The organism is Micromonospora sp. U21 (assembly GCF_018070045.1).
Classification (GTDB): domain Bacteria; phylum Actinomycetota; class Actinomycetes; order Mycobacteriales; family Micromonosporaceae; genus Micromonospora.
On sequence record NZ_JAGPYK010000015.1, the window covers coordinates 113,010 to 133,344 of the forward strand.

Annotated in this window: 19 protein-coding genes and 1 tRNA gene; 8 read left to right on the forward strand and 12 right to left on the reverse strand. The window is 72.4% G+C overall.

Annotated features, from left to right (window positions below; genetic code table 11):
* Positions 1–12 precede the first annotated feature (12 nt).
* Genes KBX63_RS20420 through KBX63_RS20430 form a run of 3 tightly spaced genes read right to left on the reverse strand, consistent with a single transcriptional unit; the run spans position 13 to position 2,765 of the window.
* The gene (locus KBX63_RS20420; RefSeq protein ID WP_210913008.1) at positions 13–1,488 is read right to left on the reverse strand and encodes a PP2C family serine/threonine-protein phosphatase; all 1,476 of its coding nucleotides are present in this window, start codon (positions 1,486–1,488) and stop codon (positions 13–15) included.
* A complete protein-coding gene (locus KBX63_RS20425) occupies positions 1,485–1,970 on the reverse strand; it encodes an FHA domain-containing protein (RefSeq protein WP_030331975.1) in 486 nt (161 codons plus the stop codon). The genes KBX63_RS20420 and KBX63_RS20425 overlap by 4 nt, the downstream gene beginning before the upstream one ends.
* A 6-nt stretch (positions 1,971–1,976) precedes the next feature.
* A complete protein-coding gene (locus KBX63_RS20430) occupies positions 1,977–2,765 on the reverse strand; it encodes a DUF3662 and FHA domain-containing protein (protein WP_074315673.1) in 789 nt (262 codons plus the stop codon).
* Between the two features lie 207 nt (positions 2,766–2,972).
* Between KBX63_RS20430 and KBX63_RS20435 the strand changes: the two genes are divergently transcribed.
* The 3 genes from KBX63_RS20435 (at position 2,973) to KBX63_RS20445 (ending at position 5,040) form a co-directional block, all read left to right on the forward strand.
* A tRNA-Leu gene (locus KBX63_RS20435) sits at positions 2,973–3,058 on the forward strand.
* A 63-nt stretch (positions 3,059–3,121) separates the two neighbouring features.
* Entirely contained in the window at positions 3,122–4,237 is a 1,116-nt protein-coding gene (locus KBX63_RS20440; RefSeq protein ID WP_210913010.1) for an NAD-dependent epimerase/dehydratase family protein, read from the forward strand.
* Complete coding sequence (locus tag KBX63_RS20445) at positions 4,234–5,040, forward strand: WecB/TagA/CpsF family glycosyltransferase (protein ID WP_210913012.1); 807 nt, start codon at positions 4,234–4,236, stop codon at positions 5,038–5,040. The genes KBX63_RS20440 and KBX63_RS20445 overlap by 4 nt, the downstream gene beginning before the upstream one ends.
* A gap of 66 nt (positions 5,041–5,106) precedes the next feature.
* On the opposite strand, the gene KBX63_RS20450 is transcribed toward KBX63_RS20445, so the two are convergent.
* Positions 5,107–6,978: a S8 family serine peptidase gene (locus KBX63_RS20450; protein WP_210913014.1), complete on the reverse strand. Its 1,872-nt coding sequence runs from the start codon at positions 6,976–6,978 to the stop codon at positions 5,107–5,109.
* A gap of 213 nt (positions 6,979–7,191) precedes the next feature.
* On the opposite strand from KBX63_RS20450, the gene KBX63_RS20455 reads away from it, so the two are divergent.
* Positions 7,192–7,791 carry a hypothetical protein gene (locus KBX63_RS20455; RefSeq protein ID WP_210913016.1) on the forward strand — a complete coding sequence of 200 codons (600 nt, stop codon included), beginning with the start codon at positions 7,192–7,194 and terminating at the stop codon, positions 7,789–7,791.
* Here the strand turns inward: KBX63_RS20455 and KBX63_RS20460 are convergent.
* The 3 genes from KBX63_RS20460 to KBX63_RS20470 all read right to left on the reverse strand — a co-directional run bounded on the left by KBX63_RS20460 (position 7,759) and on the right by KBX63_RS20470 (position 9,453).
* A complete protein-coding gene (locus tag KBX63_RS20460; protein WP_210913021.1) occupies positions 7,759–8,160 on the reverse strand; it encodes a hypothetical protein in 402 nt (133 codons plus the stop codon). The two genes, KBX63_RS20455 and KBX63_RS20460, sit on opposite strands and share 33 nt — an antisense overlap.
* 220 nt (positions 8,161–8,380) lie before the next feature.
* The gene (locus tag KBX63_RS20465) at positions 8,381–8,602 is read right to left on the reverse strand and encodes a DUF397 domain-containing protein (protein WP_074315665.1); all 222 of its coding nucleotides are present in this window, start codon (positions 8,600–8,602) and stop codon (positions 8,381–8,383) included.
* A complete protein-coding gene (locus tag KBX63_RS20470; protein ID WP_210913022.1) occupies positions 8,572–9,453 on the reverse strand; it encodes a helix-turn-helix transcriptional regulator in 882 nt (293 codons plus the stop codon). Before KBX63_RS20470 ends, KBX63_RS20465 begins: the two co-directional genes overlap by 31 nt.
* Before the next feature lie 625 nt (positions 9,454–10,078).
* On the opposite strand from KBX63_RS20470, the gene KBX63_RS20475 reads away from it, so the two are divergent.
* The gene (locus KBX63_RS20475) at positions 10,079–10,363 is read left to right on the forward strand and encodes a hypothetical protein (protein ID WP_210913023.1); all 285 of its coding nucleotides are present in this window, start codon (positions 10,079–10,081) and stop codon (positions 10,361–10,363) included.
* 98 nt (positions 10,364–10,461) lie between these two features.
* Positions 10,462–10,908, forward strand: a complete 447-nt coding sequence (locus KBX63_RS20480; protein WP_210913024.1) for a hypothetical protein — start codon at positions 10,462–10,464, stop codon at positions 10,906–10,908.
* 11 nt (positions 10,909–10,919) lie between these two features.
* Here the strand turns inward: KBX63_RS20480 and KBX63_RS20485 are convergent, their stop codons facing one another.
* Together KBX63_RS20485 and KBX63_RS20490 are read right to left on the reverse strand one after the other, a co-directional pair.
* Positions 10,920–11,819, reverse strand: a complete 900-nt coding sequence (locus KBX63_RS20485) for a PASTA domain-containing protein (protein ID WP_210913025.1) — start codon at positions 11,817–11,819, stop codon at positions 10,920–10,922.
* Positions 11,820–12,034: 215 nt separating this feature from the next.
* Entirely contained in the window at positions 12,035–12,733 is a 699-nt protein-coding gene (locus tag KBX63_RS20490) for a PASTA domain-containing protein (RefSeq protein ID WP_210913026.1), read from the reverse strand.
* A gap of 122 nt (positions 12,734–12,855) precedes the next feature.
* Between KBX63_RS20490 and KBX63_RS20495 the strand changes: the two genes are divergently transcribed.
* Entirely contained in the window at positions 12,856–14,280 is a 1,425-nt protein-coding gene (locus KBX63_RS20495; RefSeq protein ID WP_210913027.1) for a hypothetical protein, read from the forward strand.
* Between the two features lie 47 nt (positions 14,281–14,327).
* Here KBX63_RS20495 and KBX63_RS20500 read toward each other — a convergent pair whose 3' ends face one another.
* Both KBX63_RS20500 and KBX63_RS20505 read right to left on the reverse strand, forming a co-directional pair.
* A complete protein-coding gene (locus tag KBX63_RS20500; protein WP_210913028.1) occupies positions 14,328–15,806 on the reverse strand; it encodes a glutamate--cysteine ligase in 1,479 nt (492 codons plus the stop codon).
* A gap of 293 nt (positions 15,807–16,099) precedes the next feature.
* Complete coding sequence (locus KBX63_RS20505) at positions 16,100–16,681, reverse strand: YceI family protein (protein ID WP_210913029.1); 582 nt, start codon at positions 16,679–16,681, stop codon at positions 16,100–16,102.
* A gap of 99 nt (positions 16,682–16,780) precedes the next feature.
* On the opposite strand from KBX63_RS20505, the gene KBX63_RS20510 reads away from it, so the two are divergent.
* Positions 16,781–17,299 carry a MarR family winged helix-turn-helix transcriptional regulator gene (locus KBX63_RS20510; RefSeq protein WP_210913030.1) on the forward strand — a complete coding sequence of 173 codons (519 nt, stop codon included), beginning with the start codon at positions 16,781–16,783 and terminating at the stop codon, positions 17,297–17,299.
* Positions 17,300–17,604: 305 nt separating this feature from the next.
* Here KBX63_RS20510 and KBX63_RS20515 read toward each other — a convergent pair whose 3' ends face one another.
* Entirely contained in the window at positions 17,605–20,295 is a 2,691-nt protein-coding gene (locus KBX63_RS20515) for a helix-turn-helix domain-containing protein (protein ID WP_210913031.1), read from the reverse strand.
* Positions 20,296–20,335: the final 40 nt, after the last annotated feature.

Below are 20,335 nucleotides of genomic sequence, written 5' to 3' on the forward strand. Positions count from 1 at the left end.
CTCAGCTGACGCTCACTCGGGAGACCGGCAACCGGCCGGGTCGAGCCCTGGCGTGGTCGAGTCGGAGGGCGTGGCGTCGGGTGTGGTGGTCGGGCCGGTCACGCCGACAGTGGCGGTCGCACCGGTGATCGGGCTTGCGCTGACGACCCCGTTGGGGGTCACCGACGCCTTGGCACTGGGGCTGCCGTTCGGTGCCGGCGTCGTACCGATCGGCGTCGGCGTCGGCGTCGGCGTGCCGCCCACCACGGCGGTCGGGTCGGGCGGGCAGAGCGGCTTCAGGTTGGGGTTGCTCGGGGTGTCGCTGGTCAGCTCGGCGAGTTGGCGCTCGGCATCCGGCTCGCTCTTGGCCCGGATGCCCACCTTGACGGTGTCCTGTGCCGCCACGGTGAGGTCGTCCAGCCGGGTGCCACTGGTGCGGTGCACGGTGGAGAGGTCCATCCCGGCGACCTGACCCTGGATGCCACGGAAGACGGCGACCTGGCCCTCCTCGGTGGCGCCCACGTAGTACTGCCGCTGGGTGTAGGTCCAGCCGGCGAAGAGCCCGCCGCCGAGGATCACCAGCAGGGCCAGCGCCATGGCGGTGGCCCGCACCGGCCGGCGCTTCGGCCGCTCCGGCTCGTCGTCCGCCGGCGCCGGCTCCTCGGGCGCGGCCGGGCGCGGCGCGGAGAGCGCCGAGGCCCGGGCGGCCGGGGTGGAGACGTCGGCGGAGGTCGCCATGCCCCGGTCCCGAGCGGCGGCGCCGCCAACGATCGGGGTCGCCTCGACGATGTCCTGGTCGGTGGCGTCGGCGATGATCACCGTGATGTTGTCCGGCCCACCGCCGCGGAGCGCGAGCTGCACCAGCCGCTCGACGCACTGCTGCGGGTCGGTGTACTCCCGCAGGGTCTCGCCGATGGTTTCGGTGCTGACCACGCCCGAGAGGCCGTCGCTGCAGATCAGGTACCGGTCGCCGGGCATGACCTGGCGGACCGAGTATTCCGGGTCGATGTCCCGACCGTCGAGGGCACGGGTGAGCAGCGACCGCTGCGGGTGGCTGCTCGCCTCCTCGGCGCTGATCCGGCCTTCGTCGACGAGCATCTGGACGTACGTGTCGTCCTTGGTGATCTGCGCGAACTCGCCGTTGCGCAGCAGATAGGCCCGCGAGTCGCCGATGTGGACCATCCCCAGCTTGCTGCCGGTGAAGAGGGTCGCCGTCAGCGTGGTGCCCATCCCCTCCAGCTGTGGGTTGGCGTCCACCGTGTCGCGGAGTTGTTGGTTGGCGGTGCCCACGGCCGAACGCAACGCATCGACGAGAGCGTCACCCGGGACGTCCTCGTCGAGCGGCGCCATGGCACCGATGACGATGTTGCTGGCGACGTCACCGGCGGCCATACCGCCCATGCCGTCGGCAACGGCGAGTAACCGCGGCCCGGCGTAGACGGAGTCTTGATTGCCGTCTCGGATCAGACCGCGGTCGCTGTGGGCCGCATAGCGCAGGGTCAGAGTCATGGCCGTAATTCGAGGGAAGTGCGGCCGATCCGGATCGGCACGCCGAGGGGGACGGGGGTTGGTCCGGAGACCTTAGCGCGATCGAGGTACGTGCCGTTAGTCGAGCCGAGGTCCTCGACGTACCACTGCCCGTCACGCGGCACGAGCCGGGCGTGTCGCGCGGAGGCGTAGTCGTCGGTGATGACCAGGGTGGAGTCCTCAGCCCGACCAATGGTGATCTGCGCTTCACCGAGAGTGATCCTGGTGCCGGCCAGCTGACCGGCTGTCACCACCAGCTGGTGCGCCGCTCTGCCTCGCTTCACCTTCGCTGGCTTGGCCGCCTGCCCCGTCGAGGCGCCCACCGCGCGTGGCGCGGCCACCAGACGACCGGACCGGGCGCCCGCGAAGAGGTCCCGGCGGATCACGCCGACCACCGTGAACACGAAGATCCACAGCAGGATCAGGAACCCGAACCGGGCGACGGTGATGACCAGTTCCGGCAAGGCGGGTCAGCCGTCCACGCGGAAGGTCAGCGTCGTCGTGCCGAGCTGGACCATGTCACCGGGGTTGAGTGCGACGGCGGAGACCCGCTGCCCGTTCACCATGGTGCCGTTGGTCGAACCCAGATCGGTCAGCACGACCTGGCCACCGTCGAAATCCAGCCGGGCGTGTCGCCGGGAGATACCGACGTCGGGCAGGCGCAGGTTGGCCTGGTCGCCGCGACCGATCACCGTCGACCCCATCTGGAGGGGATAGGTGCGCCCGTCGCCCGAGACCAGCCGCACGTTGCGGCCGCCACCCTGCCCGGGCGGCGGACCGTAGCCGCCACCCTGGTCGTACGCGGGGTAGGCGGGGGGGCCGGCGTCGTAGCCGGGCGCCGACACCGGGGCGACCTCGCCGCCGGTGTAGACCTCGGCGGTGACCCGGAACATTCCCGTGTCCAGGCCCTCCCCCCGTTCGATCTCGACGATCACGTCGCCGTAGACCGTCCAGGCCTGCTCGCCGATGAACTCCGCCTGCGACTGGGCCAATTCCTGGGCCAGCGCGGCGGCGTACGGCGCCAGCCGACTGTGGTCGAACGGCGAGAGATCGATCACGTAGCGGTTGGGCACCAACGTGCGCCCACCGGCCAGGATCGCCTTGTGCGCCTCGGCCTCCCGCTGCATGGCGTTGAGGATCTCCACGGGGTGGACCACCCCTTTGAAGACCTTGGCGAAGGCCCCTTCGACCAGGCCTTCCAGACGCTTCTCGAAGCGTTGCAGCACGCTCACCGGCTCCTCCTCGGGTCCCGAGGACATGATGGTATCCGGCCGGCGCGCGCGCAGCTCACACGCCGCTCGGCCGCCTGCTACCGGCCCGTTCGGATGGGCCGGGACTCCCGTGCTAGTCTTTCGTCCGCCACGAACGGTAACCGCTCGTGGCGAGCGCCCTGGACAGCGTAGTATCTCCGAGGCCTGTTGGAGACAGCGGGCTCGGGGCGGCTACAGTGTTCCGGGTCGTGCCACGGGGATGTGGCGGAATGGCAGACGCGCACGGTTCAGGTCCGTGTGCCCGAAAGGGCGTGGGGGTTCAACTCCCCCCATCCCCACCACCGACGAGGGCTCCGCAATGCGGGGCCCTTCCGTCATGTCGGGGCCGTGCCCGCCGTCACGCTATGCTCCGATGGTTTCTGCCTCCGATGGACCAGGAGTGGCGTGTGAGTGTCGCGTTGGTGACCGGGTCGGGTGGTCTCATCGGCTCCGAGGCGGTCCGGCACTTCGCCGGCCTCGGTCTGGACGTCGTCGGCATCGACAACGACATGCGCCGGTACTTCTTCGGCGAGGACGGTTCCACCTCGTGGAGCCTGGAGCGGCTCAGCCGTGACCTGGGCACCGCGTACACCCACTTCGCCGTGGACATCCGGGACCGGGACGGCCTGGAGCAGGTGTTCAAGAAGTACGGCTCGGACATCGCCGTGGTGATCCACAGCGCGGCGCAGCCGAGTCACGACTGGGCGGCCAAGGAGCCGTACACGGACTTCGACGTGAACGCCGGCGGCACGCTCAACATCCTGGAGAACACCCGACGGCACGCGATCGACGCGCCGTTCATCCACTGTTCCACCAACAAGGTCTACGGTGACCGGCCCAACAGCCTGCCGCTGATCGAGCTGGAGACCCGGTACGAGCTGCCCGAGGACCACCGCTGGTACCAGGGCATCACCGAGGACATGTCGATCGACAACTCGCTGCACTCTGTCTTCGGCGCCTCCAAGGTCGCCGCGGACGTGATGGTCCAGGAGTACGGGCGCTACTTCGACATGAAGACGGCCTGCTTCCGGGGCGGCACGCTGACCGGCCCGGCGCACTCGGCGGCCGAGCTGCACGGGTTCCTGGCCTACCTGATGCGCTGCGTCATGGAGGGCCGGACGTACAACCTGTTCGGCTACAAGGGCAAGATGGTCCGCGACGCGATCCACTCGCGGGACGTGCTGACCGCGTTCGAGGCGTTCTTCCGGGCACCGCGGTCGGCGGAGGTCTACAACCTCGGCGGAGGCCGGCACTCCAACACCTCGCACATCGAGGCGTTCCGGATCGCCGAGGAGATCACCGGCCGCGAGGCTCAGGTCAACTACGTCGAGCAGAACCGCACCGGCGACCACCAGTGGTACGTGAGCAGCATGGCCCGGTTCGAGGAGCAGTACCCGGAGTGGAAGATTACGTATGACGTCCCGATGATCCTGCGGGAGATCTACGAGGCCAACGTGGACAAGTGGGTGCCCCAGGCATGACCGCCCAGACCAAGCGCAACGTGCTCGGCGTCCTGGTCGACGCCACCGACTACGCCGCGGCGACCGATGCCGTGGTGACCGCGGCGCACGAGCGGCGCCCGCTCGCGCTGACCGCGCTGGCCGTGCACGGTGTGATGACCGGAGTGCTGGACCCGGCGCACAACGCCCGACTCAACTCCTTCGACGTGGTCACTCCCGACGGCCAGCCGGTGCGCTGGGCGCTCAACCTGCTGCACCATGCCGGGCTCACGGACCGGGTCTACGGGCCGACGTTGACCCTGCACGTGCTCTCGCGCTTCGCCGACGAGGGACTGCCGGTCTACCTGTACGGCTCCACGGAGGAGACGCTGGCCAAGCTGATCCCGGCGCTGGAGCGGATGTTCCCGGCGCTGAAGATCGCCGGGGTGGAGCCGTCCAAGTTCCGCGCGGTCCAGCCGGGCGAGGACGCCGAGATCGCCGACCGCATCCGGTCCAGCGGCGCCCGGCTGGTCCTGGTCGGGCTCGGCTGCCCGCGCCAGGAGGTCTTCACGTACGCCATGCGGCCGTTGCTCGACATGCCGCTGATGGCGGTCGGCGCGGCCTTCGACTACCACGCCGGGCTGCTGCGCCAGCCGCCGTCGTGGATGCAACGCGCCGGCCTGGAGTGGTTCTGGCGGCTCGGCCTGGAGCCGAAGCGGCTCTGGCGCCGCTACGTGATCCTCAACCCGGCCTACCTGGCGCGGCTCGCCGGCCAGAAGACCGGCCTGTGGAAGGCCCGCCCACCGGCGCCCGCCACCGAGCGGCCGGCCACCTTCGCGGTCTGAGCCCGACCCGTACGGCACGAGGCCCCACCCGGCGTTCCGGGTGGGGCCTCGGCCGTGGGAACCAGGTCAGAGGGTCAGGGTCCAGGTGTTGATGTAGCCGGTGTCCCCGGAGTAGACATCCCGCACCTGCAGCCGCCAGGTGCCGTTCGCCGCCTCGCTGGAGACGTTGGCGGTGTAGGTCGTGTTCACGTTGTTGGCGCTGTCGAAGTAGCTGCTGTTCTTCAGCCGGTACGCCGAGCCGTCCGGGGCGACCAGGTCGACCACCAGGTCACCGCGGTAGGTGTGCACGATGTTCACCGCGATGGTCGAGGACGCCGAGGCGTTGCGGCCGCAGCCGGCGATCGTGATCGAGCTGGACACGGTGGCGCCGGTGTCCGGGATCGCGACGTCGGTGCCGTTGCTGCCGGAGCAGCCGCCGCCACCCGAGCCGGTCACGGTCAACGTGTACGTGGCCGTACGGGTGCCTGCCGCGCCGCTGCCGGTGATGGTCACGGGGTAGCTGCCGGCGGGGGTGCTCGCCGAGGTGGCGATGGTGAGGGTGGACGAGCCGCCCGAGGTCACCGTCGACGGGCTGAACGACGCGGTCGCCCCGGCCGGCAGGCCACTGGCGGAGAGGCTGACCGACTGGGCGGAGCCGGCGGTGGTGGCCGTGCCGACGGTGGCCGTCACCGAACCGCCCGGCGCGGTGGAGCCGGAGGTCGGCGACACCGAGACCGAGAAGTCATTGGCCGGCGGGGTGCCGTTCACGACGTAGAGCAGCCGGTTCGGGGTGCCGGTGCCGACGTTGGTCACCACGTTCGGGGTGGAGTTGTTGACCAGGTTGTCCCGGACCTGCTGCGGGCTCCACGACGGGTTCGCCGAGAGCACGAGCGCCGCGGCCCCGGCGACGTGCGGCGACGCCATCGAGGTGCCGCTGATGGTGTTCGTCGCGCTGCTGCCGGTGTACCAGGCCGAGGTGATGTTGACGCCCGGGGCCAGGATGTCGACGCAGGTGCCGAAGTTGGAGAAGCTCGCTGCGGCGTCGTTGTTCTGCGTCGCACCCACGGTGATCGCGGAGGCGACCCGGGCCGGGGAGTAGTTGCAGGCGTTCTGCCGGACACCGAGGGCGTTGCCGTTGCCGGCGGCGACCGCGTACGTGACGCCGGAGTTGATCGAGTTGGTGACGGCCGCGTCGATCGAACTGTTGGCGCCACCACCGAGGCTCATGTTGGCCACGGCCGGCTTGACCGCGTTGGCGGTCACCCAGTCGATACCGGCCACCACCTGGGCGTTGGTGCCGCTGCCCTGGCAGTTGAGCACTCGGACGCCGACGATCTGGACGCCCTTGGCCACCCCGTACGCCGAGCCACCAACCGTGCCCGCCACGTGCGTGCCGTGGCCGTTGCAGTCGTCGGCGGAGCCGCCGTCCACCGCGTCGAAGCCCGAGACGGCTCGCCCGCCGAAGTCGTTGTGCCCGTACAGCACGCCGGTGTCGATGACGTAGGCGCGGACGTTCGACGCCGTGTTCGGGTAGGTGTACGAGCTGTTCAGGGGCAGGTTCCGCTGGTCGATCCGGTCCAGGCCCCAGGATGGCGGGTTGGGCTGGGTGCCGGCGATCGAGACGGTGTGGTTCTGCTCGACGTACGCCACCGCCGGGTCGGCTGCGATCCGTGCGGCGGCCTTCGCGCCGACCCGGATCTCGAAGCCGCGCAGCGCCGCGCCGTAGGTGCGTGCCACCGTGCCACCGTGCCGGTTGGCCAGCCGGTCCGCGTTGTCGCCGACCGTGCCCCGGCTGACGGCGGTGTCCTCGAAGACGACGATGTAGCTGTCCGCGACGGCCGTGTCCCCACCCGCCGCCCGGATGGCTCCGGTCGGTTCGGCGGCCAGGGCGGGTGTGGCTGCGGCCAACAGCGTCAGTGCGGCCACCCCGACGAGTACGGACCTGTGGGCAAGATTCATCTCTTACCTCCCTCCGACCGGCAGCCGCCCGACGCGGGTCCCGCTCAGATCCATGACCGCCGATCTTTCCGAGAGTAGATCAGTGCAGTGACGGAGATAAACATGTCGGATCTTCCATAACGCGGAAAGGATGCCCCTACGGGGACGGCGTCCGGGACGAACGAGGGCTGCGCCCGGATTCGCGGACGGCCGCGATCGGAGAGGCTGACCAGCATGGAGAGCCCCCTCGCCGCCCTGCTGCCGATCGCCGTCCTGTGGCTGGCCGCCGGCGTGGTCGCGGACGGCCTGCCCCGGCTGGACCGCGCCCGCGCGCTGCGCCGACGCGCTGGACACCTGCTCATCCTGACCCTCGTGGGCCTCACGCTCACGGTGACCGTGCTTGCGGCCGGGTTGTTCACTGCCGGAAACAGCCCGGCCGATCAGGCCGCCGCCGCCCTCAACATCGCCGGGCTTCCCACCCTCGTGGTGGCGGTCTGCACCGTACGCCGGGTGCGCCGGCTCCAAGCCGGCGCGGGAGCGTTCGCCGCAGCGCCGGAGACGCCCGCGCCGCACGGCCTTCGGGCCGCCGCGGCGCACCCTCTGATCGGGTTGCCGTTGCAGGTCACCGCTGTGCTGACGGTGCCCGCAGTGGTCGCGGCGAGCGGCACCGATCTGCTCGCCGCACCGGGCGTCACCGGTCCGGCGATCACCGTCGGCGCGCTCGGGATCCTGGCCATCGGCGTCCGGCACGCGCTCCGGCACAGCAGGCTCGCCGAGCGGGCCCGGCCGGACCCACCGCGGTCAGCGCGAGCGACCGGACCCCTGCACGTATAGCAGCTCCAGGATCGCCCGGGTCGCCTCGAACCAGCGGTCCAGCCAGCCCGGCGGCGGCACGCTGCCCTTCGGCGGCAGCTCCATCAGCAGGCCGCGCAGCAACGGGTGGTCAGCCAGCGACCCGGTAGGCTCCATCGGCCAGCCGCTCGGCGGGAAGGACGGCTCGACCAGTGGGTTCGGGTCCAGTGAGGGCAGGGAGAGCGGCGTGTCGCTCGCCTCGGCCGCCGGAGCCTCCCGCCCGCTCATCTCCTGGTCGGTCGAGACCACCTCGGTCAGTACGGTGTCCCGACGCGCCCCGCGGTACTTGCCACCGAACCGCTCCGGCTTGCCCGGACCGTTGGTGAGGTTGTCTGACCCGATCGTCGTCATCCGTCTCGCCTGCCTCGCTGGGTTGCGGATCGGTGCGGCGGGTCGTCGTCGGCCAGCGCCGTACCGACGGGTTCAACGAGACGGACCCGCTGTGGCGACGGGATTCCCGATGGAACCTCGCCGACCGCACCTCCGCGCGGCGAGCGGGGCCCGGCCAGCCCGGCCACGCGAAGGTCCCCGTCCGGTCGGGACCGGACGGGGACGTCACGTGACCGCTCGGTCAGGCCGAGCCGAACGCACCACCTCTGGTGCCGGCGACGAAGGCATGCCAGTCACCCGGGGCGAAGACCAGGGCCGGGCCGGCCTTGTCCTTCGAGTCCCGCACTCCGACCGCCCCGGTCACGTACGCCACCTCCACGCAGTTGTCACAGTTCGGCCCGCTCTTCGAGCTCTTGAACCACGTTGCCTGCGTCAGGTCCACGGGGAACCCCTTGGTCGCCATTTCCACAACGGCTCCTCTGCCAGTTTTGCGATGTGTGCGACGGACTCCTCCGGACGAATGGCCGCGGCGCGGATGTGATCGAAGATGAAGCTGTACTTCTGTAGTTCGTCGCTCTTCTCAAGGAAAAGCCCACCCGTGGCGTTCTCCGCGTACACGACATCCGGATCACCGGGCTCGGGGAAGCTGAGGATCGTGAAGGTGCCGTCCATGCCGGCGTGCGCACCCACCTCGAAAGGCAGGATCTGCAACGTCACGTTCGGCAACTCGGCCACTTCGACCAACCGCTTGAGCTGGCCACGCATCACCTCGTCCCCACCCACCGGCCTGCTTACCACCGCCTCATCGAGCACCACCCACAGATCGACCGGATCGTCCTGAGTCAGCAACGACTGACGACCGAGGCGGACACGGACACGTTGTGCGACCTGGTCCGGGGTGAAGTCCGGCCGAGCGGCGCGGATCATCGCCCCGGCGTACTCCTCGGTCTCCAACAGACCGGGCACCACCTGCTGCTCGTACGCCCGGATCGAACTCGCCGCGGCCTCCAGCCCGACGTACGCGCCGACGAGCACGGTGCTGTACGGGTGCCACCAGCCCTTCTGCCGGGCCTCCCGGGCGATCTGCACGAGTTCGTCGCTCTCGGCACCGACCACGCCGTAAATCCGCAGCATGTCCCGGACGTCGCGCGGGGTGGCCGTGGTGTGCCCGGTCTCGATCCGGGAGACCTTCGACGCCGAGCACTCCAACTGCTCGGCGACGACTTCGATGGTGATCCCGGCGGATTCCCGCTGGCGGCGTAGCTCGGCACCGAGCCGCCGCCGCCGGATGGTGGGGCTGCGCCGCTCACTCATGGCGCTCCCCGGTCACTGGTCCCCGCCGCTGGCTGCTCGACCCCACTCGGGCTACCTCCGGTCGACGCGCCACTGGCTGCCGCCCGCCGGGGGCGCGACCGTCGACCGGCGAGCGTTCGCGGCGAAGGGGGTGGTGCCGGTCATCGGCCGGCCGCGACGGGCGAAACCGGCCCTCAGTGTGCCGCCCGGACACGGATGGCTTCAAGCGCCGCTTTGCGGAAGGGACTCACGTATCGGCAAAAGTCGACGTGCAACTTGCATGAAGCACGTCCCTGATGCACTCTGTCCGTATGGCACGGATCACTCAGCGTCTCCGTCCGGTCCCCCGGTGTGGTGATCCCACCGACCCCGGGAAGCCGGGCACGACGCGGGCCCGGCCGGCGACACCGAGAGCTGCTCCGGGGTGAGGACCCCGCCGCTGCAAGCCAGCCGGCTGCGGCGGCGGGCGCGGTTCCCGGAAGCAGCCGGGTGATGGTCGGGTGGCGGCACGCCACCAGCGCAGTACGGCCCGACCACCACCACCCGCACCACCGGTCCACGAGGCGCGACCCCGTCACCGGGCCGAGACGTTCCCCCGATCAGTCACCGCCGGCACGCCTGCCGGCCGACCTTCCCAGGAGCCCATGTGCTTCCCCGCTCCGGTGACGTACTGCACGTGACTCGCGCGGCGAGTGTCCAGTTCCTCAGGCCCATCAAGTTCCGGGTGATCCGGGTGCTCGACTGGCCAACCTACGACGGTTGGCTCTGGCTCGACGGCTACGAGTTGAACACCGCGGGCGACGCGGTCACCCGTCGGTCGATCTTCGTCCAGCGGGACGGGCTGCAACAGGTGCACGCCGCACCGGAGCCCCGCCCGCACACCGTACGGAGCCGGCGACCGGTCGTCCGTACGCCGGTCCGGGTGGGCTGACCAACGCGATCCGCCGCCGGTGGGCGTGCCAGCGCCATAGAATTGGTACGCCCACCCCGGCACCGTTCCACCCGCGCGTCCAGGGCCCTGAGCCTGGGATGGTCATGGTCAATCAGCCCGCCATGCGGCGGCACCACCGCTCCCGTACCGCCTACGCTTTTGGACTGCTCGCCCTGCTCGGGGCCGTGACCATGCTCGTGGTCCTGGCCCGCGACCCGGCGCTGTCGTCCACCCGGCTGACCACTCCGGTGCCGGCACCGGAAATCACCGTGGTCGACGCCGACCCACCGACGGACGACGAACCCGGCTGGTTCGACACCCACGCCCCTGACGGCCGCGCCGACGCGATCGACCCGACCGGCCCGGCGACCGGGGCCGGCGCCGGCGGCGGTCAGTCCGACGGGCGGCAGGAGATCACCGAAGCCGGTCCGGCACGGCACACCGCGACGGACGTCCGCCGCTCGCTGTTCTGGTCCGGGATCTTCGGCCTCACCATCTCGCTGGTCGGCCTCGGCCTGGTCGGCACCCGCCGCCGGATGTGGTGAGCACCGGTCAGTCACGGCGTGCGCGTCACCGTCGGGCTCGGCCTGGCCGGGCTGGTCCCGGTCGAGGGCCGGGCCTGGGAGACGACCAGCAGCACCTCCTCGTCGGTGGGCACGGTGCTGCCGGAATCCGGTTCGGTGCCCACCACCGTCCCCGGTGGCAGCTCGGACGGGCGGTACACCACCCGGTAGCTCAGGCCGAGCCGGTCCAGCAGCCCTTCCGCGGTGGCCTGCGGCAGACCGGCAAGTGGCGGCACCGGCACCGCGGCCGCCGCCGTGGTGGCCGCCGGGCTGCTCGGCGCCGCGCTGGTCGGCGCCGCCGAGGTCGGGGCCGCGCTGGTCGGTGCGGCGCTGGTCGGTGCGGCGCTGGTGGCACCGGGCGGCGGTAGCGACGGAGTGGACCCCGGATCGTCGTCCCGGTCGGAGTCCTGCGCGGCGAGCGCCACCCACAGCGCGGCGCCGAGCAGCCCGGCGAGCAGGAGCGCGAGCACTCCCCAGAGGATCGGCAGCCACCAGCGTCGGCCACCCTGTTCCTCGGCGTACCACTCTCCGGAGGGCTCGGCCGGTCGGGGCGCCCGTACCTCCGCCCGCCCGGACCACGGCGCCGGGCTCACCCGCTCGGCAGGCATCCGCGCGGTCGGGTCGACCGGTGTGCCCGGCTGCGCCAGCGCGGCACGGTCGATCGGCATGGTCTGGTCGGGCGACGCAGCGGGACCCGTCGCGGCACGGTCGATCGGCGCGGTCTCATCCGGCGACGCGGCACGGTCGATCGGCATGGTCTCGTCGGGTGACGCGGTGGTAGGGGTGACGGGTCCGGGCGACGGTGGCGGCTCCGGCCGGTCGGCGGTGGGGGGTAGCGGGCGCGTCCGGTCGTCGTGCTCCCCGGCGGGCGGCTCCTGGCGGTCGTCGCTCATCGCACGTCCTTTCCCGAACCGGGCGGGCGCCATGGCCCTCGACCGCCAACCTAACCGCCCGCACGGTCATCGGCCGGGATCAGCGGCCCGAACCGCCCGGCCCGGTCGGGCACCGAGGGATGCCCGGCATTCGCCCGCCGCTGAGGGCCGGACTCCGGGGCGGGATCGCTTGTACGCGCCAGATCAGCGGTGGAGATGGGTTCGCGGACCGGAGATCAGAGAGGCGGATTCGTGCCCTGCAGGCTCGGCGGCGTCGCGCCGCACCAGATGCTGACCTCGTCGTTCCAGCGGGCCGAGCCGTCCTCGGCCGGTTCCTGCCGGCTCACCTTGCCACTGCGGCCGCTGCGGTAGCGCGGGTAGAGCCCCTCGTCGACCAGGTCGTCGGCGGCCTTCGCGCAGTCGTCGCCGACCACGTCCGGCACCTCGGCCTCGGGCGGCGGACCGGCAATCCGCAGTTGCACGGTGGCGCCCCGGGCCACCTCCGTGCCGACGGCGGGCGAGGTGCTCTCGACCGTACGACCGGTGCCGGTGCCGAAGACCAGCCGCCAGCCCAGCCGCTGCTTGCGCAGGGCGTCCCGGGCCTCGACGAAATCGGTGCCGACCACCGGGGGCACGGTCAGTCCGGTCCCCTTGGTCGCGGTGGCGGAGGTCCGGGGGGCGGAGGGTGTGGTCCGGCCGGTGCTCGGCCGGGGTGCGGTGGCCCGTCCGGTCGGCGTACGGGTCGCCGTCGCCACCGCCAACGGATCCGCCGGAGGCGCCTCGCCCTCGCCGGCCAGCAGCCAGCCACCGGTCGCACCGACCGCGGCGAGGAGCACAGCGACCAGCCCGCCACCCAGCAGCACGCTGGCCCGGCCCGCACCGCCGCCGTCCCGGCCGGCGACGGAATCCTGCCGACCCGTGTTCGCGTCCGTCATTGCGCCCACCGCCTCATCACCGGCGACCGTACCGGTCGTCGCCCAACCCGTTGCGTCTGCGGTCCACCCCGGCGGGTAGTTGCCCCTCGCCGCGCCGACGACGGGACGTTACGCTGCCCGGCATGGCCAGACGGGGCTGGGGAGTATCGATCGTGACGGCGATCGGGGTCGCTGCCGGCGCTGGCGCCGCGCAACTTGGCTTCGGCTACGGGCTCGGCGTCATCACCTGGACGCCCACCGATGCGGGGGCCACCGACACGGCCTGGGCGGATGGTCTCGCCTGGGCCACGTGGCTCGCTGCCAGCTCCACTGTGCTGGGTGCGGTCTGTGCGCAGCGCCTGCACTCCAGGGCCGTGCCGCCAGCGGCCGAGCCGACGGTGAGCGGCCCGGCTCCGATGCCTCCCGTCGCGCCGGCCCCGGCGGGCGGTTCGGGGCCGGCAGAGCGGTCGGAGCCGGTGACGCTCGGAGCCGCGCGTCCCGCTGCGGTCGAGGGCACCGGCCCGGCGGCGGACCGGGCGAGCGCCACGGACGGCACGTCGGCACAGGTTGCCGAGGTTCTGCCCAGCGAGCGTGGGGGCCTGCTGCGACGGGTGTCCGTGGCGCTCGGCGCCGCGATCGGCGGGCTGGTCACCGTGCTTCTGGTCGCCGTACCCGCGCGGGTCGCGGTGGGCGCCGACACCGGTGCGCCGCAACGGGTGGCGGCCGTACACGCGGGGCTGGGCATCCTGATCGGGGTGCTCGTCTCGCTCTGGGCGCTGCGCTCCCGCGCCGCCGCGGTGAACGTGACCGCGACGGCCGCCTGGCTCTGGCTGCTCGCGGTGGTCTCGGTGATCGACGGGGTACGCGTCGGGCGGGGGCTGACCGGCGCCCAGCTCGGCACCTGGCAGCTCGACCCGGACCACCCGCGGTACTGGATCGGAGACCAGCTCTACTGGCCCGGTGCGCTGCTGGCGCTCGTTCCCGCGCTGCTGATCGGCGCGCTGGCCGCCCGGCGAGCCGCCCGGTCGACCGGGCACCGGGTCGGCGCGGCGGCCTCCGGCGCGGCCGGCCCGGTGCTCGTCGCGCTCGCCTACCTGACCACCGTGCCGCGCTGGTCGGCGCTGGGCCCCGCGCAGCTGTCCACCCAGCTGATCGCCCCGTACGCGGTGATCGCCGGCGTCGGCGGCTCGGTGCTGGTCGCCGTCCTCGCCGAGCGGGCCACCCGGAGCCGGCCGGCCGACCCGGACGCGACCGTCCCGGTCCGAGCGGACGCGAAGCGGGCCGCCGAGCCTGACTCGACCCGGGCCGGCGGACAAGACGCGGATCCGGTGAGCCCCACGACCGAGGCCAGCACGGGACGGGGAACGGACGCAGCCGGTGCACCGCCGGCGGCGGGGACCGTTCCGCGAAAGCGGGACGCGGCCCGCGTACCCCGGGTGCCGGCGCCCCGCACGGATCCGGACGCCGAGCCGACCGGTTCCATGGACGGCGAACCGGTGGAGGGCGCGGCGCCCGGCGGCCGGCGGAGCCGGTCACCGCGGCGGACCGGGCGGCCCGTCGCCGACTGAGTCCCGGACGACCGACGGTGAGCCGGCGGCCGGTCGGGCGTGCAGGGTCAGTCGACCGGCCAGGTGTGGACCGGCTCGTTGCCGCGCTGGAGTTCCGCGTAGCGCTGGACCATGTGGTGCAGCGCGGCGGCGCGGTCCATGCCCCGGTGCCGCTCGGCCGCCCAGACCACCTCGGTCTGCCAGACGGCGCCGTTGCGGCCGGTCCGGCAGCGCTGCTCGATGATGCCGAGCAACCGGTCGCGCTGCTCCGGGGCGACGCCGAACCCGTCCAGGCCGGCCGCGGCGGTGGGCAGCAACTGCTCCAGCACGAGCCTGGTGACCGGCACATCGCCGACCCGCGGCCAGTGCAGCACGGCGTCCAGGCCGCGCCGGGCGGCGGCGTGGAAGTTCTCCTCGGCGGAGCTGAAGGTGAGCTGGCTCCAGATCGGGCGGTCCGCCTCGGCCAGGCCGCGGGCCAACCCGAAGTAGAAGGCCGCGTTGGCCAGCATGTCCACCACGGTCGGGCCGGCCGGCAGCACCCGGTTCTCCACCCGCAGGTGCGGACGGCCGTTCATGATGTCGTAGACCGGGCGGTTCCACCGGTAGACCGTGCCGTTGTGCAGCCGAAGCTCGCCGAGCTGGGGCACGCCGCCGGAGTGCAGCACCTCCACCGGATCCTCGTCCTCGCAGATCGGCAGCAGCGGCGGGAAGTACCGGACGTTCTCCTCGAACAGGTCGAAGATCGAGGTGATCCAGCGCTCGCCGAACCACACCCGGGGGCGTACGCCCTGGGCCTTGAGTTCGTCCGGGCGGGTGTCGGTCGCCTGCTCGAACAGGGCGATCCGGGTCTCGGCCCAGAGCTGACGGCCGTACAGGAAGGGCGAGTTCGCCCCGATCGCCACCTGCACCCCGGCGATGGCCTGGGACGCGTTCCAGTAGTCGGCGAAGCTGTCCGGGGCGACCTGGAGATGGAACTGGAGACTGGTGCAGGCGGCCTCGGGCGCGATCGAGTCGGTGTGCGTCCGCAACTGCTCGACGCCGCGGATGTCGAGCTCGATGTCCTCGCCCCGGGCGCCGACGATCTGGTCGTTGAGCACCCGGTAGCGCTCATTGGTGGAGAGATTGTCCTCGACGAGGTGCCCCTCGGTGAGGGTGGGCAGGATGCCGACCAGGACGATCTTCGCGTCGGACTTGGCCGCACGCTCGTCGGCTCGGGAGAGGCTGCTGCGCAGGTCGTGTTCGTAGTCGGCAAAGCCGGTGCCCTCGATCAGCCGGGGCTCGGCGTTGAGTTCCAGGTTGAACTGCCCCAGCTCGGTCTGGAAGAGCGGATCCGCGATGTCGACGAGGATCTCCTCGTTGCGCATCGCCGGCTCGGCCGCCGAGTCGACCAGGTTGAGCTCGATCTCCAGGCCGGTCATCGGCCGGTCGGCGTCGAAGCCGAAGTCGTCCAGCATCAGGGCGAAGACGTCCAGGCACCGCCGGACCTTCTGCCGGTAGCGGACGCGGTCCTCCCGGGTGAAGGCGCCCTGCGAGACGTCCCTGCCCATGTGTCCTCCCGGCGGCCGGCGCGGTCGGGATCCTGCCGTCCCGGAAAGCGCATTGTGAACCATCCACGTTAAGAGCGCCCACCTGACCGGAGCCAGGGGCCGGTACCGATGATGCGAAACCGGCCGGCACGGACGCGCTCGTGGCGTCATCTGTACCCCGCTGGGAGGGTGCCGGACCCACCCGAGGTGCGAACAACCCGTGACAATTCACACCCAGGCGAGGGCAGGCGGAGACGGCGACGGGCCCGCGCCGACATGCGGCGCGGGCCCGGACGTACCGGCGATCCGAAGGATCAGGCCTGGCGGATGGCCTCGCCCTCGATCTCGATCTTGATCTTCCTGCCGACCAGCACGCCGCCGGTCTCCAGCGCGACGTTCCAGGTCAGGCCGAACTCCTCGCGGTCGATCTCGGTGCTCGCGGAGAAGCCGAAGATGTCCTGGCCGAACGGGCTGCGGCCGACGCCCTCGAACTCGACCTCGAGGTCGACCGGACGGGTGACGTCCTTGATGGTGAGCTCACCGGTGAGCACGAACTCGTTGCCGCGACGGGACTTGACCCCGGTGCTACGGAACTCCAGCGTCGGGTACTTCTCGACCTCCAGGAACTCGGGGCTGCGCAGGTGCGCGTCCCGGTCGTCCTGGGTCGTGTCGATGCTGGCGGCCTGAATGGTCGCGACGACCGACGACTGCAGCGGGTCCTCGGCGATGGTGATGGTGGCGGCCGCCTCGTTGAACACGCCGCGGATCTTGCTCACCATCATGTGCCGGGCGACGAAGCCCACCCGCTTGTGTGCCGCGTCCAGCGCGTAGGTGCCGGCCGCCGGAATGGTGAGGCCGTCCCAGTCGCGGGTAACCGCATCGGTGCTGCTGGTCATGCTGATGTCCTCCAGAAGGATGTTTAGTAGCCCAACGACTGCCTCAGCAACTATAGCCATAGCAATATTCCTCGTGTCAAGTACTGGTAGGATGAACGAGTGACCAACGTGTTCGACGATCCCCGGATCACCGCCGTCGGCCTGCTCTACGAGGTGCATGCCGGGCTCTCGGCCCGGTTCGCTGCGCAACTCGACGAGCAGGGCCTCTCCGTGGTCGAGTTCGAGGTGCTCACCCGACTCGCCCGCTCGCCGGGCAACCAGTTGCGGATGACGGATCTCGCCGCGCAGACCTCCCTGTCCACCAGCGGGGTGACCCGCGTCGTGGACCGGATGGAACGCGACGGACTGCTCACCCGCCGGGCCTGCCCGTCCGACCGCCGCAGTTCGTTCGCCGTGGTTACGGCCGCCGGCATGCAGCGGCTGGACGAGACGCTGCCCGGGCACCTCCGGATCATCGAGCAGTGGTTCACCGGCCAACTCGACCCCGAGGCCCTGGCCGCACTGCTCGACGGCCTGCGCCGGGTGCGCGACGCCGTCCACCCGTACGCCACCGCCGGCAGCACCGATGCCGCCCCCGAGCAGGAGATCGCCGCCGCCGACGGAGCCGGCCGACCCTGACGGCCGGCGACCACCGGCCCCACCGGCACGGCAGTGCGCGGCGAACGGACCGGCCTGAGCGGTGTCACGCCACCGGCAGAAAGACCGGCAGAACTGACCTTGGCAACCGGACCTATCGCTCGGAATAGACTTTCCGCCCGGATAACGGTGGCAGGCTTCCTGCACCGGGGATTCACCGGGGGGTGACGGCGCGGGCGAACAGCGAGGGGTAGCACCAAGGGGGCTTTCGTCCGCGCCACTCCCGCCCGACCGTCCGCGCGATGCCACCCCACCCCGCGACGGCGGAGCGGGCCGGCCCGCCGCGACTACCCCGCGCCCGGCCCACCCCGGGCGGCGATCAGCGCATAGAGCAGTCCCGACTCCTGCGGCAACAGTCGGATGCCACTCTCCCGGCAGACCTCGTCGAGCCGGTCCAGGACCGCCGGGTCGGCAGTGCTCGCGGCCAACCCCACCAGCGCCTCCACCACGTCCCGTCGATCCTGACCGGCGTCGGCGGCGGCGGCGAACCACTCGGCAGCCAACTCCCGGTCACCCCGGTGCAGCGCCAGGTTCCCCTCGATCAACGCGCAGATCCCCGCCTCTGGCCCGCCCGGGGACAGCACCGCGTCCGCCCGGGGCCGTGGCGGGCCGGCCCGCTCCACCCACGATCGCGCCGGTACGGCCACCGCCACCTCGGCGATCCCCGCCCGCAGTTCGGTGAGCACCTCGGTCGCCTCGGCACCGCGACCATCCTGGGCGAGCGCCAACCCGACCGTGCCGAGCACCCGGCGCCGATGCCGCGGATCACCCAGCTCGGACAACGCCGCCACGGCCCGCCAGCCCTGGTCGACGGCATCGGCGTACCGGCCCTCGAGACGGGCGACCTCGGCACGGTTGGCCCAGGCCAGCACCCGCAGCCGCTGCTCCCCACTCTCGGCGGCGAGCCGGTCCACCGCAGCCAGCCGGCGACGCGCCGCGGCCAGGTCACCGACCCGGATGTCATGCCAGGCGAGGCTGTTCTGGGCCACCGCGAGGTGCCGGGTCCGACCGTTGCGGGCCGCCAGCCGCAGCACCGCCTCGGCCTGCTCGCGGGCTTCGTCGTGCCCGCCGACGGTCACCAGCAGCGCGCCGAGCACGGTCCGCGCCTCCAGCTCTCCGGTCACGTCGCTGGCCTGCCGGAACAGGTCCAGCGCGGACCGCGCGGTCGGCAGCTCGTCGGGACCCGCACCGTGCTCGGCGGCGAGCCGCGCCACCCCGAGGGTGGCCCAGCCACGCAGGACGAGATCAGCGTCGGCGGTCCGCGGGTCGGCCAGCAACCGGCGCAGCCACTGCCGGCCGGCGACGTCCCGCCCCCGGAACCGCCACCAGCGGGTCAGGCAGGCCGCCAGGCGAAGCGCGGTCACCGGGTCGTCGGTGGCCGCGTGGGCCAACGCGGAGCTGATGTCGCTGCTCACCTCATCCAGCCGATGCACCGCGTCGGGCAACCGGGGACCGGCCAGGTCGGTGGCGGTCCGCGCCACCAGGCGGGCGATCACCTCCGCGTGCCGGCGCCGGACACACGTCAGCTCGCCACCGCCGGCCGCCTGTTCGAGGGCGAAGTCGCGGACCGCGTCGATCAGTCGGAACCGGAACGGCCCGGTGCCGCGCACGCTCAGCAGGCCGAGTTCGACGAACCGGTCGAGCAGCGGGACCGGGTCGATCGCCACCGTGCCGTCCCGGTCGGCCTCGTCGGCGAGCATCTCCTCGGCCATCTCCACCGACCAGCGGTTGCCGAACATGGCGAGCCGCCGCAGCGCATCCCGCTCGTCCGGCGCGAGCAACCGGTAGCTGGTCGCCACCGCGTCCCGCAGGGTGACCGCGACCCCGGCCGGGTTGGCAGCGGTGGCGTTCGAGCGGTGGGTGGCCGCGTCCGGTCCGTCCCAACCTGGGTGGACCGACGGGTCGACAGGCGTCGCCAGGTCGAGCACCCGGTCGCCGTACCGGTCGAGCAGCTCGGGGAGGTCGAGGAGCCGGCCCCGGGCGGCCAGCAGCTCGATGGCCAGCGGCAGCCCACCCAGCCGGCGGACCAGCGCGGCCAGCGCCGGCAACTCGTCGGGGGTGGGCGGCTCCCGACGGACCTGGGCGAGCCGGGCGGTGAACAGCGCTACCGCCGGCGACAACCCGAGCGTGGCCGGACCGGACCGCTCGGCGTCCGGCGGCGGCACGTCGAGCGGCGCGACCGGCCAGACCCGCTCGCCGGGCAGCCCGACCGGGTGCCGCCCGGTGACCAGCACCCGCAGCGAGGGCAGCGCGCCGGTCAGCCGGTGCAGTGTCTCGGCCACCGGGCCGGGCGCGCGCTCCACCGCGTCCATCAGCAGCAGCGCCGGACGGCCGGCGAGCCGGGCGGTGAGCTCCGGCAGCCGGGCCGAGCCGAGTACGGCCATCGAGGCGGCGAGCACATCCGGCCCGTCCGAGCCCTCGCCGATCAGCACTCCGGCCACGCCGGCCGGGTGGGCGTCGGCGGCGACGTGCGCGACGGACAGCGCCAGCGCGGTCTTGCCGACCCCGGCCAGCCCGACCAGGCTCACCAGCCGGGGGCCGTGCTCCGCGGTCAGCATCGCGGCCAACTCGGTGACGTCGCGGTCCCGACCGATCAGCGCGACCGCCGGTGGGAGGGCGACCGGCGGGGCAGACCCGACCGGCTCGGCTGCCGACGTGGTGGGGCCGGTGACCGCGAGGGCCGCCAGGGTGACGTCCGGCCGGGTCGACTCACCGCCGGCCTGGCCCCGGGCAGCGGCCAGGAACGCCGCCCGGGCGGCCCCGGTCAGCTCCAGAGCCCCGGCGAGCAGCTCGACGGTGGTGCGCTGCGGCCGGACCGACCGGCCGCGCTCCAGGTCACGCACCGTCCGCACACCCACGCCGGCCCGGGAGGCCAGCTCCGCCTGGGTCAGGCCGGCGGCGCGCCGGTGCCCGCGGAGCAGCTCCGCCAGCCCGCCACGACCGGCCGGGCTCCGCGACCGTTGATGATCCGGAGTCATGGGCACGAAGAGTACGGATGGACTCCGACCGTCGGCAGTC